Source organism: Bacillus salipaludis, from assembly GCF_004358205.1.
This window is the reverse complement of the sequence record NZ_SMYO01000006.1, coordinates 276758-290242: the sequence shown is the minus strand read 5'-3', so window position 1 is coordinate 290242 and position 13485 is coordinate 276758. Positions and strand designations below refer to the sequence as shown.

The 13485-nt window shown below is 36.3% G+C and carries 12 protein-coding genes; 8 read left to right on the top strand and 4 right to left on the bottom strand.

Features of this window, described 5'->3' with window-relative positions; genetic code table 11:
* Nucleotides 1–9 precede the first annotated feature (9 nt).
* On the top strand, nucleotides 10–1380 hold the full coding sequence (locus E2K98_RS14560) for an aldehyde dehydrogenase (RefSeq protein WP_133335268.1): 1371 nt from the start codon (nucleotides 10–12) through the stop codon (nucleotides 1378–1380).
* 20 nt (nucleotides 1381–1400) lie between these two features.
* On the opposite strand, the gene E2K98_RS14555 is transcribed toward E2K98_RS14560, so the two are convergent.
* The gene (locus tag E2K98_RS14555) at nucleotides 1401–1697 is read right to left on the bottom strand and encodes a 4a-hydroxytetrahydrobiopterin dehydratase (protein ID WP_133335266.1); all 297 of its coding nucleotides are present in this window, start codon (nucleotides 1695–1697) and stop codon (nucleotides 1401–1403) included.
* A gap of 63 nt (nucleotides 1698–1760) precedes the next feature.
* Complete coding sequence (locus tag E2K98_RS14550; protein WP_133335264.1) at nucleotides 1761–2009, bottom strand: hypothetical protein; 249 nt, start codon at nucleotides 2007–2009, stop codon at nucleotides 1761–1763.
* Between the two features lie 252 nt (nucleotides 2010–2261).
* On the opposite strand from E2K98_RS14550, the gene E2K98_RS14545 reads away from it, so the two are divergent.
* The 4 genes from E2K98_RS14545 to E2K98_RS14530 all read left to right on the top strand — a co-directional run bounded on the left by E2K98_RS14545 (nucleotide 2262) and on the right by E2K98_RS14530 (nucleotide 7372).
* Nucleotides 2262–3551 carry an NCS2 family permease gene (locus E2K98_RS14545; protein WP_133335261.1) on the top strand — a complete coding sequence of 430 codons (1290 nt, stop codon included), beginning with the start codon at nucleotides 2262–2264 and terminating at the stop codon, nucleotides 3549–3551.
* Between the two features lie 167 nt (nucleotides 3552–3718).
* Entirely contained in the window at nucleotides 3719–5194 is a 1476-nt protein-coding gene (locus tag E2K98_RS14540; protein WP_133335259.1) for a spore germination protein, read from the top strand.
* Nucleotides 5195–5220: 26 nt separating this feature from the next.
* Nucleotides 5221–6300: a GerAB/ArcD/ProY family transporter gene (locus E2K98_RS14535; protein WP_235824823.1), complete on the top strand. Its 1080-nt coding sequence runs from the start codon at nucleotides 5221–5223 to the stop codon at nucleotides 6298–6300.
* Nucleotides 6293–7372: a Ger(x)C family spore germination protein gene (locus E2K98_RS14530; RefSeq protein WP_133335255.1), complete on the top strand. Its 1080-nt coding sequence runs from the start codon at nucleotides 6293–6295 to the stop codon at nucleotides 7370–7372. Before E2K98_RS14535 ends, E2K98_RS14530 begins: the two co-directional genes overlap by 8 nt.
* Nucleotides 7373–7423: 51 nt before the next feature.
* Here E2K98_RS14530 and E2K98_RS14525 read toward each other — a convergent pair whose 3' ends face one another.
* Nucleotides 7424–7693, bottom strand: a complete 270-nt coding sequence (locus E2K98_RS14525; RefSeq protein WP_133335253.1) for a DUF1292 domain-containing protein — start codon at nucleotides 7691–7693, stop codon at nucleotides 7424–7426.
* A gap of 201 nt (nucleotides 7694–7894) precedes the next feature.
* Between E2K98_RS14525 and E2K98_RS14520 the strand changes: the two genes are divergently transcribed.
* The 3 genes from E2K98_RS14520 to E2K98_RS14510 all read left to right on the top strand — a co-directional run bounded on the left by E2K98_RS14520 (nucleotide 7895) and on the right by E2K98_RS14510 (nucleotide 11092).
* Nucleotides 7895–8740 carry a class I SAM-dependent methyltransferase gene (locus tag E2K98_RS14520; protein ID WP_133335251.1) on the top strand — a complete coding sequence of 282 codons (846 nt, stop codon included), beginning with the start codon at nucleotides 7895–7897 and terminating at the stop codon, nucleotides 8738–8740.
* A gap of 226 nt (nucleotides 8741–8966) precedes the next feature.
* A complete protein-coding gene (locus E2K98_RS14515) occupies nucleotides 8967–9848 on the top strand; it encodes a LysR family transcriptional regulator (RefSeq protein ID WP_133335249.1) in 882 nt (293 codons plus the stop codon).
* Nucleotides 9849–9865: 17 nt separating this feature from the next.
* Nucleotides 9866–11092 (top strand): MFS transporter, encoded by a 1227-nt coding sequence (locus E2K98_RS14510; protein ID WP_133335247.1) that lies wholly within the window; start codon nucleotides 9866–9868, stop codon nucleotides 11090–11092.
* A 36-nt stretch (nucleotides 11093–11128) separates the two neighbouring features.
* On the opposite strand, the gene E2K98_RS14505 is transcribed toward E2K98_RS14510, so the two are convergent.
* Complete coding sequence (locus E2K98_RS14505; RefSeq protein WP_133335245.1) at nucleotides 11129–13408, bottom strand: helicase C-terminal domain-containing protein; 2280 nt, start codon at nucleotides 13406–13408, stop codon at nucleotides 11129–11131.
* Nucleotides 13409–13485 lie beyond the last annotated feature (77 nt).

Sequence of the window (13485 nt, the reverse complement as noted above, 5' to 3'; positions counted from 1 at the left end):
GTGGAGATTTTGGAAAATTATCATGATTTATTAACAAAACAGCGAACTTTCTTTCAGAGTGGGAAAACAAAAGAAATTTCCTATCGAATTCAAGCCCTACAGGCACTGGGACAGTTGATCCGCACAAATGAAACGGAAATCATGGCCGCCTTAAAAAGAGATCTAAATAAAAGCGAATTTGACTCCTATATAACCGAAATTGGGATTGTTCTAGAGGAGATTCGCTTCTCCCTTAGGCATGTTAAAAAATGGGCCAAATCCAGAAAAGTAAAAGCAGCACTTGCTCAAATTGGTTCCAAAAGCTATATCTATCCAGAACCGTACGGTGTAACTTTAATTATTTCCCCATGGAACTATCCATTCCAACTTGCGATTGCCCCATTAATTGGAGCAATTGCAGCAGGAAATTGCGCTGTTTTAAAGCCATCCGAGCTGACGCCGCAAACCTCAAAGCTATTGGCAACATTAATCGGACAAACCTTTCCTGAAGAATATATCACCGTTGTTGAAGGCGCCGTTGAAACAAGCAAGGCCCTTTTAAATGAAAACTTTGATTATATCTTCTTCACAGGTAGTGTTTCGGTCGGTAAAGTTATCATGGAAGCCGCTGCTAAAAATTTAACTCCCGTAACACTCGAATTGGGTGGGAAAAGTCCTTGTATTATACATAAGGATGCTAATCTAAAATTGGCAGCAAAACGGATTGCGTGGGGGAAATATTTAAATGCAGGACAAACCTGTGTGGCCCCTGATTATTTATATGTTCATCGTGACATTAAGGAAGAATTCTTGAACGCATTGGTTAACGCCATTGAAGAACTGTATAGTCACAATGTATTTAACAGTGGAGCATTTACAAAAATCGTCAGTGAGAGACATTTTAACCGCTTACTTGGTTTTCTTTCCAATGGAGAAGTTTACTACGGTGGAAAGCAGGAAATGAAATCACTTACCATTGAACCTACCATTCTTGATCACATATCGTGGAATGATTCCGTTATGCAGGATGAAATTTTCGGTCCCATCCTTCCTGTCCTAGAATATGGTATTGCCGAAAAAATGGTTGAAAAAATAAATGCCCGGCCTAAGCCGCTATCCCTTTACCTTTTTTCAGAAAGCAATGAATTTCAGTCATTCATTTTAAATCAGATTTCATTCGGCGGCGGCTGTATTAACGATACGGTTTATCATCTCAGTTCCCCCTACCTGCCCTTTGGAGGCGTTGGCGAAAGCGGGATTGGAGCCTACCATGGGAAAGGTAGTTTTGACGTCTTTTCACATGAAAAAAGTGTCCTAAAACAAACAACCTCTTTTGATCTGCCCTTCCGCTATCCGAACCGCAAAAACGCTCTAAAACAAATTAAAATGTTTATAAAATAAACCCAGCCAAATGGCTGGGTTTATCTTTTTATTTGTAAAAATAATTCATCATATTTTTTGGCTAAGTCAAAATCTAAAGCCGTTAACCCTTTCGCATGCCAAGAAGTAATCCTTAACGTAACCATTTTATAATCAATGGAAATAAACGGATGATGATTGACCTTCTCTGACAGGTTGGCCACTTGCTGAACAAACTCCACACCATTTAAATATTCATTGAAGCGATATTTTCGTTCAATCCATTTTGTGTCTGTCAGCTTCCAACTTTGAATAGTCGTTAATTTCTCTTGAATTTCCTGATCATTTAATTTTTCCATTTTCCTCTCCCCCTTAAACATAAAAGACACTACTTTATTAAAAGAAAGCAGTGTCTTATTTCCCTAGCTGATTTGTTCTTCATTATTTTCTAAATTTATTAATAACCGTTTATTTGGAATTTGCGTGAGGTTTGCCTTTTTTAATAAGTAGGATAAATGTTCGACCGGCATGGAACCCCGACCTTTGTTTTCTCCGAGACTAAATTGGACTGTTACTCCATTATTACTAGTGATTGTCATCGTTTCGGCGGAATTGAAATTACCTTGAATTCCTTGAGAAATTTGATACTTTGTTCCTTCTTCTATTAGCATTTGAGAACTCCTTTTACTCATTTACTAATAGTATGCCTCAGGTAAATTTATACATACATAATTTTACCATATTCGGACACAACCCTCTCCTTATATTTAATTATCTTTTTCAGATTATTATGTTAAATGTTTTAAAAACCTTTCAATTCCCAGTTCTCCTTTTGCATTTATGTGTTATAATGTTTTTCGGCATAAGTATAGAATTATACTAAATGCGGGTGGGAGAGGGAGAATACGAAAGTGTGATAAATAATGAAGGGAGTTTTCAAGCTTAAAGAACACAAAACAAATTTGAAAAAGGAGGTTATGGCAGGGTTTACATCATTTTTTTCCATCGTCTATATTATTGCAGTAAATGGACATATTTTGCATGACTCAGGAATGCCGCTCGAAGCAGGAATCATTGCAACCATATTTGCCTCGCTTGTGGGATGCTTGCTCGCAGCCTTTGTTCCAAATGCACCATTAATGATTGTTCCCGGAATGGGCATTAATGCCTTATTTACGTATACCTTTGTTGGATCGATGGGATTAAGTTATCAGGAAGCTTTAGGAGCGGTTGTTGTTTCCGGAGTGTTATTTGCGATTATCGCTTTTTCCAAATTAGCTTCGATTATTTCAAAATCGATTCCATCATCATTAAAGGAAGCTATCACTGTAGGAATTGGCTTGTTTATCGCTTTTATCGGCCTTCAAAAAAGCGGCCTTATAGTAGAGAACCCGAATAATTTCGTGGCTTTAGGTGACTTATCGTCTCCGATAGTGCTAGCTTCTATTATTAATCTAGTGATTACCTTGTTTTTATTTTTAAAAAAGGTTCCGGGGAATTTTTTAATTAGTATCATTTTAGGTACACTAACATCCTATTTTTTAGGTGTGATTGATTTTTCACATATGGACAAAGGATTCATTTCATTAGTCGATTATCGAAATGTATTTTTGAGCTTTGACTTTGGAAAAATTGCCACGATCCCATTTTGGACTGCAACCTTCTCACTTACATTAGTGTTAGTATTTGAGAACATAGGAATCCTGCATTCCCAAGTGGATGGGATGCTTAAGGCACCTGAGAAAAATGGTAAAGCATTGCGTGCAGTTTCCATTTCTGCAATTTTGTGCGGACTTTTAGGTACCAGCCCTCCGGTTTCAACGGTTGAATCGGCTGCTGGAATTACTGCTGGTGGAAGAACGGGTTTAACCTCTGTTGTAACAGGTTTCCTTATTTTAATGTCCCTTTTCTTCCTGCCTTTGATCAAATTGGTACCAAATTCAGCGATCGCACCAATATTGATTATTCTGGGCGGATTAATGTTAACAAATATTGTCAACATTGACTTTACGGATTTTACAGAAGCATTTCCTGCTTTTTTAATCATCCTGATGATTCCGTTAACCTATAGTATCGTTGATGGAATTGCTTTTGGATTTATTGCTTATCCGTTAGTCAAGCTGTTTACAAATAAACACAAACAATTATCAATACCGATATTTATTATTTCTTTCTTATTTTTAACAAATTTTCTTTTGCATTCAATTGGATAATTAAGAACGGGGACTTTCTTTTGGAAGTCCCCTTAATCTTATTTTGATTTTAAGTTCTACTGGTTCATTCTCTTTTTTATGCCCCTCAGGAAAATTTTATACATATTTGCATGAATGTCCTCAATTTACACATAATAAGATAAAAAATTTTTTGAGGGAATTTTTCTATGAACAATCATTCGTTTGGCACACCAAAAGAGTATAAAAACTGGATTGAATGTTTATCCAAATCCAATGACTTTGTTCACGGGCACACCTCGTTAAAAGCTTCGAATCCTTTTTGGCTCTCATACTATCGAACACTTATTTCTTCAGATACCCTCCATAAAGATGTATTACCCTTTTTGGAGGATCGATTTGAATTAGAGGAATTAAAAAATAAGATTCCAGTCCAAGAGATTATTTATACAGAAGATTCTGACGAAATCATTCAAAACCTTATGAATGGTTATATAGCTATTCATAAGAATAAAAATGATAAAGCATGTTTATTAATCAACATTGCCAACAGTAAATTCCGAGATTTTAGTTTGCCAATTATGGAAGCTTCTGCTATTGGTCCCCAAGTGGCTTTTATCGAAGAATTAGACTCCAATATTAATCTGATTCGAAAAAAACTACCGATACCCAATTTGCTTGTCAAGGAAATAACGGTTGGAGAACTGTCCAAAACAAAAGTAGCGGTTCTATATATAGATGGAATTGCTGACCAAGAAAATGTAAACACGGTAATTCAAAGAATAAATGATGTTCAGTATGATCATATTCAAGACAGCTCCTATATCTCTTCGATGATTGAAGATAATTCAAATTCCTTGTTTCCGCAATCGATTTCCACTGAAAGAGCAGATAGAGTTGCTGCAGGCCTATCAGAAGGAAAGATTATTATTGCAGTGGACGGTTCACCAAATCTGGTTATTATTCCAGTTACGTTTATGGAATCGTTTATTGCCATGGAAGATTACAGTTACCCTTGGATTATTGGAAACTTCTTCCGCTTATTACGTCTGGTTGCTATTTTCATATCCATGCTCGCAAGTCCAATGTATGTTGCGATCATGACCTACCATTATGAATTAATCCCTGCACGCTTACTTGAAACACTTGTTGGATCAAGAGCCTCCGTCCCCTTCCCACCTTTTTTAGAGGCATTTATTTTAGAAATAATGATTGAAATGGTAAAAGAGGCAGGTATTCGGTTACCAATGAAAATAGGCCAATCCCTTGGTGTTGTCGGTGGTATCGTTATCGGGCAAGCAGTGGTTGAAGCGGGACTAACTAGTAATGTATTGCTTATATTAGTTGGACTGGGGACATTATCATCCTATACATCTCCTGTCTATACATTTAGCAACACTGTGCGATTTATTAAGTTTCCAGTTATTTTTCTTGCCCAATGGTTCGGTTTATTTGGGGTGTTTTTTGGTTTCCAGTTTACAATATTGCATTTATTAAGGTTAACATCACTAGGACGTCCCTATTTAAGCCAATATCCAATACGGATTACTGCGTTTCAAGATTTATGGGTTAGACTGCCTTTTTCCATGCAAAAAAGATATCCTATAAACTTGAGACCGCAAAAAAAGATAAAATCGACAGGTACTAAAAAGAACCCAGAACCGGTGAATGATTTTTATGAATAAATCGTAAAGGAGTATTCCAATTGCAGGTGAGTATTAGGCATCAAGTATCTCCTTATTTAGTCTTTTTTATTGTCTATAATTCACAGGTGGGTGTAGGCATTTTAAGTTTCCAAAGGACCATTGCCGAGAAGGCAGGCTATGATGCTTGGATTGGTGTATTAGTTTCAGGGTGCATAGTACAACTATTTATATGGATGACGTTTAAATTATTGGAAAAGGCAAATGGAGATATTGTTGATGTACATCATTGTATATTTGGAAAACTCTCGGGGAATTTTTTTAGTTTTATTATTATGTTCTATTATTGGCTCGCAAGTTTATCCGTTATTCTTGCATTTATAAGGATTATTCAAGTATGGATGTTTCCTACTATGCCTTCTTGGATACTTTCTACTTTAATCTTAATTTTAGTGTATTATTGTGTATCTGGAGGTTTTCGGGTCGTTGTAGGTGTCTCTTTTATGTCATTTATTTTTCCACAAATTATATTAATCGTTTTATATATTTTCCCATTAAAAATTGCTCATTTTTCAAATTTGCTGCCTGTGCTGGACCACTCCTTCAGGGATTTGGCCGATTCAATCAAAAGTTCAATGTATACATTAGCAGGGACTGAGACGTTATTAATGTATTATCCATTTATCCGAGAACCAATAAATTCAAAAAAATTTGCTCATTTAGGTGTACTTTTTACTACTTTGCTTTATACACTTTCTTCAATTGTTTCCTTTACCTTTTATAGTGAAGATCAGATTAAAACAACCATTTGGCCAGAGTTATCATTAACAAAAATAATAAAGTTATCTTATTTAGAAAGATTTGAGTACCTATATATCTCACTATATTTACTCATTGTCACAGCATTACTTTCACTTTTATTATGGTGTGCAAGCAGAGGGTTGAAAAGGATATTTAATATAAAGCAAAAGTATACCTTACTTTACATAAGCCTTTTAATTATCATTATTAGTCATTTTTCAAACGACTTATTTATCGAATTACTGGATAAATATGTAATCCAAATGAATCTTTGGTTATTTTATGGGTATATCCCAATACTCCTCATTATCTTTTCTTTCTTAAAAAGGGGTAAGCAAAATGGTTAATCGATTAGTAATATGGGTAATTTTGATTTTTTTATTAGCAGGGTGTTCCTTTCTCCCTACTTATATTGTTAATGAAATCAATATGGCACAAGGTGTTGGGTATGATCTGTCCAAAAAAAATGAAATAAAGGGAACGTTTGTATTTTCCACCTTTAAAAAAGATAAATCCTACACGGAAGCTAAAACCAACTTTGGGTTATCTAGTAAAGAAATTAGAACCAAAATAAGTAACGAAACACGTTTTCCAATCGTAAGTGGACAGATGCGAATACAACTTTTCGGTAAGTCGTTAGCAAAAAAAGGAATTAATGATCTCGTTGACACTTTTAATCGGGATCCTTCTATAGGAAGTCTAGTGCAGCTTGGAATAGTCGATGGCGATCCACATGAAATGCTGCAAATGAAGAATTTCAAAAATGAAAATATTTCAATCTATATTCAAGAAATGCTAAATCAGAATATGCAATTTGGAAATATACCTCAAACTGATTTACAAACTTTTTTATTTCAATATTATCAAAAAGGACAGGATCCCTATTTACCTTTAATCAAAAAAGATGATGATAATATTAAAATAATTGGAATGGCTATTCTTAAAGATGATCGATATATTTTCCCTTTATTTTGGAAAGATTTATTCATTTTTAAATGTTTGGTTGACAAATATAGACATGGGATGCACCAATTCATATTAAAAAACGGTGATAGGGTGCTTCTTGATAATCTTGCTTCTAAAGCTAAATACAAAGTAATAACAAGAAAAGGTAAACCAGAATTCACAATTAATCTGAAATTGAAAACCAGACTTCAAGAGTTCTCTTCACCGAGGAAAGAATGGGTCAAAATTAATAAAAAGGAAATTCAAAAAGAAATTGAGAGACAATTAGAAAATAATGCAATAAAAATCATCCGCCAATTTCAACATTATGGTGTTGATCCTATAGGTTTTGGTGCAAAATATAAAGAACACAATCGAGGATTTCACGAAAAAAAATGGAATTCACTCTATCCTTCCACAAATGTTCAGGTAAATGTCATGGTTAACATAAAACAAACCGGTACTGTTGATTAAGTCATAACTTTAAAAAACAAAAAGAGAGGTTTTATCCCCTCTTTTTGTTTTTTAATCCTCTTTATCCATAGATTTCTCAAACGCATAAGAAACCTTTGTAAATTCTTCATCACTTTCAATGGCTGATAAATCTCCGTCCTCATCCACTTTTAAGAAGAAAATATCGATATCTTCCTCGGTTTCCTGCCTCACGTCTTCAACAAAACCGACGGCTACATAGTCCGTTCCTTCAATGGTTAAAACGCCCAATACCTCAACTTCTTGCTCCTCATCATCTGTATCACCAATCGTAAAAACTTCGCCTACTTCAACCTTTTCCATTTTGTTATTCTCCTCTCTTTTTCCAATTTGGTCTTAAAAACAGTATCCCAAAACAGGACAAATTCCATGCTGAAATTGTCCTATTTTGTATTTTATTTCACCTGAATTGTCATTTCTTGCGCTTTCCCAGGAAAATACTCGGGAAATTTTTTAAAGGAAAGAAAAATACCTCTGTCGAATAGTTGAACATGGAGGTGTTTTATGAATATTGAAGTAATAGAGAAAATTGTCGGATGCATGGCATCAAATAATGAAATGTCAGATATTCAAAGAATCCAGACGAAACATCGTATTCAATTAGCTAAGTACTGGAAGATTGAAGAAGGGAAAAAGATACTTGAGGTAGGCTGTGGGCAAGGAGACACAACAGCTGTATTAGCCCATTTTGTCGGAGAAAAGGGAATGGTGCATGGAATTGATATCGGCTCGCCCAGTTATGGAAGCCCTATTTCCCTAGGAGATTCCGCTGAGTTTTTGAAAAAATCAAAACTAGGAAAACAAATTAAAATCGATTTTGATACCGATTTACTATCTCCTCATGTAGATTTTCCTGAGAATTCCTTTGATTACATTGTATTGTCACATTGTTCTTGGTACTTAAAATCTCACGATGAATTAACTGCAGTCCTAAAAAAAGTGAAAAAATGGGGAAAACGTCTTTTGTTTGCAGAATGGGATACACAAATCACCGAGATGGAACAGTACCCTCACCTCCTTTCTATTCTCATCCAGGTGCAATATGAAGCTTATAAAATGGAAAGTGATTCGAATGTTCGAACACTCTTTACTTCTAAAGATTTTAGGGAGATTGTCAAAAGCGCGGGTTGGAAAATTTTAAAAGAGACCACGATCCATTCGCCGGATTTGCAAGATGGGACATGGGAGGTAAATAAAGTATTAACTGATCTAAATGATGAACTTCATGAGCTCCATCATATGCCGATAAAAATTAGGAATCTTATTCAATCTGAAGTAAAGATGTTGGAAGAAACCATTAAGTCAAAAATAATTAAGCCTTTGTCTGTCTATGCCTTCATAGCAGAATAAATCACTCATACTAGCTCCACATTGGCTTGGTTTCCAGGCCATTTTTGTTTTCCAGCACATCCCCTCGTTGTTCCTCTCATCAAACCATTACCCAAATAATCCAAAACATAAAACATGATTCATCATAACTTATATGCATAAGTATTATGCATATTAACAATTAGAAGTTATCTAAAAATAGGAGTATGATAAAGGAGTAAATAAAAAAAACGGATGTGGATTTCAAATGGAATGGGATCAAATCAATTATTTTCAAACCGTAGCAAAGGTCCAGCATTTTACAAAGGCGGCAAAACTACTATCCATATCCCAACCGGCACTTAGTCGATCCATTGCTAATCTTGAAGAAGAATTAGGTGTTCAGCTTTTTGATCGGAAAGGAAGGAATATATATTTAAATCGTTATGGAGACATGTTCTTAAATCGCGTGGAGCAATCCATTAAGCAAATTGAAATAGGCAAACAAGAAATTTGGGATGAAATCCACCCTGACTACGGATCGATTGCATTGTCCTTCTTACCTTCACTTGGCACGAGTGTGATACCGAAAATATTAAGTTCTTATCAAAGTGAATTTGCTCATGTTAAATTTCAATTACATCAAGCATCCAATCAGCAAATTATTAATCAAGTAAAATCGAGAAAAGTGGACCTCGCGCTCATTATGCAGTTACACGATGATAAAGAACTCATTTACGAGCCGCTTTTAACCGAGGATTTGTTCCTGATTGTTTCAAATGATCACTGGTTGGCTGACCATAAGGAAGTAGATTTAAAAATAATTGAAAACGAACCGATCATCTCCTTTAAAGATGGCTATGAATTACAAGCCATTATTCATCATTTATGCCACAAAGCAGGGTTTACACCCAATGTAGTGTTTGAAGGAGAGGATGTGGGCACGGTTTCCGGATTGGTTGGTGCAAAATTAGGTGTTTCTCTAGTGCCTGATTTACAGGTATTGGATAAAAGCAAAATCAGACTTATCCGCGTAAATAACCCTATATGCAAGAGGGAAATAGGAATTGCATATTTAAAAGATTGTTACAAATCCCCTGTTGTCGAACGTTTTATTCCGTTTGTACAACGTTTATTTAAAACCAAATAAAGGAGTATCCATTAAAAATGAGCTATATTCAGCGTGGGACACGAACATTTAAAATGGTTAATTTAGCTTTATTTGCCGGTGGTTTTAGTACGTTTGCTATCCTTTGGGGTACACAGCCTCTGCTGCCGGATATCTCAAAGGAATTCCATGTTTCACCGGCCATGTCTAGTTTAAGTCTTTCATCTACAACCATTGCGTTGTCGATTAGTCTTTTAATTGCCGGTTCATTATCGGAAGTTTTTGGGCGCAAATCGGTTATGACAATTTCTTTAGTTTTATCATCGATTCTTGCGCTTTTAACGGCCTTTACGCCAAATTTTCATCTATTACTCTTGGGCAGAATCCTTCAAGGAATTTCACTTGCTGGTTTGCCTGCTGTGGCGATGGCTTATTTAGGAGAGGAAATCGAACCGAAAAGCTTAGGCATGGCGATGGGGTTATACATCAGCGGGAACTCAATTGGCGGCATGTCCGGCCGGATCATCAGCGGGATTTTAACTGATTATTTTAACTGGCATGTGGCGTTAATTGGGATTGGAATCATTAGTTTATTAGCAAGTGTTGTATTTATATTTACCTTACCGCAATCAACCCATTTTCAGCCACAAAGGTTTGCGATGAAACCACTTGTTCGCTCCTTGTTTAGCCAATTTAAGGAACCTGGACTGCTTTACTTATTTCTAATTGGCTTTTTATTGATGGGAAGTTTTGTTTCATTATACAACTATATCGGATTTCAGTTAATCAAACCGCCGTATTCTTTAAGTCAAACCTTGGTTGGATTTATTTTTATCGTGTATATTGTCGGAACCTTTAGTTCAACATGGATGGGAATGCTTGCGGACCAGCATGGAAAAAGGAAAATTTTACAGTTATCCTTGTTGATTTTATTAGTTGGGGTTTTCATCACATTAAACTCCAATTTATGGGTGAAAATTTTAGGTATCGCTATTTTTACTTACGGCTTTTTTGCTGCTCATTCGATAGCAAGCGGCTGGCTTGGCAAGACGGCAACTCACGATAAAGCACAGGCTGCTTCCTTATATTTATTTTTCTACTATGCAGGATCAAGTATTGGTGGAACCGTAAGCGGGATCTTCTACAGTGATTTCGGCTGGATGGGGGTTGTCTTGATGATTGGCAGTCTTGCAATTATTTCCATTCTGGTATCGGTTCGTTTAGGAAATATTTCAAAAAAGAAATCACCGGTTTCTACTCATAAACAATTGATAAAAAGCATTTAACGGGCAAAACCAATTTGGTTTGCCCGCTTTTTTAAATTAAATAACCGTAAATTGTCTCCATTCCTTAGGTAAAAGCATTTGATACTGACGATGTAAAAATCGGTCATCGACAAGAACAATTGTTCCATGGTCTTCTTCAGAGCGAATCAACCTCCCGCCAGCCTGCAGGACCTTATTCATACCGGGAAATACATAAGCATATTCATAACCGTTTTTCTCATTCTTAGAAAAGTGCTCCTTCATCAGGTTTCGCTCGAAACAAAGCTGCGGCAGCCCTACACCAACAACCACTACACCATTTAAACGGTCCCCTATTAAATCGACACCTTCAGAAAAAACTCCTCCAAGAACAGCAAAGCCAATCAAAGTTTCCAGTTGGTGGGGTTGGAATGACTTTAAAAATGCTTCTCTTTCCACTTCTGACATCCCTGTTTCTTGTAGCAGAGTTTTTGTCTCCTCATTGATATCTTTAAACCGTTCATATACAGCAAGCATATATTGATAGGATGGAAAAAAAATCAGATAGTTCCCTGGGCGTTTTTTGATTAAGGATTGTAGCATCGAAACAATCGCCTCATTCGTTCGATCACGGTCACGATACCTTGTCGACAACGGTTTAATGAAGACATCGACCTGTTCCGCTGAAAATGGAGATGGAAGTAATAGACTATAATCCCCCTCCGCGCCGCTGAGAATATCTTGGTAATAGGCCATCGGTGAAAGTGTTGCAGAAAAGAATATTTTGGAGCGGAATCCTTTTCCCATTTGGTTTAGAAGCTTAGATGGATCAATACAAAATAATTTTACAGTCAGATCATTTCTATTTTTTTCGCCATAAATCACATAATGTTCATCGATGAGGTCTACGATTTTTAAGAAATTCAGAACCTTAAAATAAGCTTCCAAAAGAGTTTGGCTGGCTACAGAACGTAAAAGAGCCTGCTCAGCAGCTTTTTCAAAAATAGAAAGCTGTTCAAAAAGATGTGGATCCAGTTCCTTCAAAACAAACTCGTTTTGATCTGTATGTTCTTTTTTTATCGAAATAAATGCGGAATTTATTTTTGAAGCTGCTTCATAGATGGATTGATCGAATCCTTTGAATTCTTTTTTGAGCAGTAGAAAAGCCTCTTTATTGATTGCGGCAGAGAACATTTCTCGGCCTCGGTCCACTAGATTATGTGCCTCATCAATTAAAAGTGCTGTTGATTTTTTTTGATCTTCATATAGCCGTTTAAGTGAGACTCTTGGATCAAAAATGTAATTATAATCGCATATCACCACATCGACGGCATAGGAAAGGTCAATTGAAAATTCGAAGGGACAAACAGTATGCTTTCGAGCATAGGATTCAATGACTTCTCGGTTCAGACCTTGTTCATTTGTAAGGATATCGAGGACAGCATCATTGATCCGGTCATAATAACCATTAGCGAATTCGCAATACTCCTTCTGACAATTGGTTTCATCCTTAAAACACACTTTGTCTTTTGCGGTAATGGTGACTGAATTGAGACAAGCTCCGCACGTTCGCATGCGCTCTAGAGCTTCTTCTGCGGTTGTTTTGGTTGTTGTTTTAGCAGTAAGATAAAAGACTTTTGATAGATGACCTTCGCCCATTGCCTTTACGGCTGGGAAAAGAGTGGATATGGTTTTGCCAATCCCTGTGGGGGCATTCACGAATATCGTTTTTCCCTCTGATATCGTTTTATAAACTGCCCCGGCCAATTTTCGCTGCCCTTCCCGATAGGTCTCATATGGGAAGGGCATCTCTTTGCTGGTTTGATTCCGTTTGTTTACATGGTCATGCTCGAATTTTGCATAAGGAGCATAGCCTTTTATAACTTCCCGAACAAATGTTTCGAGATCAGAGAGGGTATACTTCTTTTGAAAATATCTTTTCTCTTCTGTTTCAACATGAACGTAGGTTAATTGGACGGATATTTCCCCTAAGTCATGATCTTTTGCATAGATATAGGCATACATTTTCGCCTGCGCCCAGTGGACAGGATAGCCGTCTCCCTCGATTTGTTGTAAAGGCTGTTTGGAAGACTTGATTTCATCAATAATGACTTCATCATCGCGGATCAATAGTCCATCACATCTGCCATCAATTTTAAAAATATGGTGATCAAAAGGAATTTCCACACTCAGGTATACTTCCTTTTGATCTCCCTCTTGATAGGTTTTCTGGATTTTTTGATGAGCTCGTGTTCCATCCAGAAGCGTGGATTGGGAACGGAAACGGTTATCGATACTGCCGCTGCTAAAAACGTATTCGACTAAGGAACGCACTGAAATTTGAACTTCATACGACAAAAAATCACCAGCTTACTGATTAGGGAATGTATGTTTGTATTGATTATAGCAAATTTTGTTAGTTTCAACTAGTTGCA

What these genes read in the sequence shown, in the direction of transcription:
- E2K98_RS14555 (WP_133335266.1), bottom strand. Translation starts at nt 1,697, where the DNA reads ATGGAAAAATTAAATGATCAGGAAATTCAAGAGAAATTAACGACTATT.
- E2K98_RS14550 (WP_133335264.1), bottom strand. Translation starts at nt 2,009, where the DNA reads ATGCTAATAGAAGAAGGAACAAAGTATCAAATTTCTCAAGGAATTCAA.
- E2K98_RS14545 (WP_133335261.1), top strand. Translation starts at nt 2,262, where the DNA reads ATGAAGGGAGTTTTCAAGCTTAAAGAACACAAAACAAATTTGAAAAAG.
- E2K98_RS14540 (WP_133335259.1), top strand. Translation starts at nt 3,719, where the DNA reads ATGAACAATCATTCGTTTGGCACACCAAAAGAGTATAAAAACTGGATT.
- E2K98_RS14530 (WP_133335255.1), top strand. Translation starts at nt 6,293, where the DNA reads ATGGTTAATCGATTAGTAATATGGGTAATTTTGATTTTTTTATTAGCA.
- E2K98_RS14525 (WP_133335253.1), bottom strand. Translation starts at nt 7,693, where the DNA reads ATGGAAAAGGTTGAAGTAGGCGAAGTTTTTACGATTGGTGATACAGAT.
- E2K98_RS14520 (WP_133335251.1), top strand. Translation starts at nt 7,895, where the DNA reads ATGAATATTGAAGTAATAGAGAAAATTGTCGGATGCATGGCATCAAAT.
- E2K98_RS14515 (WP_133335249.1), top strand. Translation starts at nt 8,967, where the DNA reads ATGGAATGGGATCAAATCAATTATTTTCAAACCGTAGCAAAGGTCCAG.
- E2K98_RS14510 (WP_133335247.1), top strand. Translation starts at nt 9,866, where the DNA reads ATGAGCTATATTCAGCGTGGGACACGAACATTTAAAATGGTTAATTTA.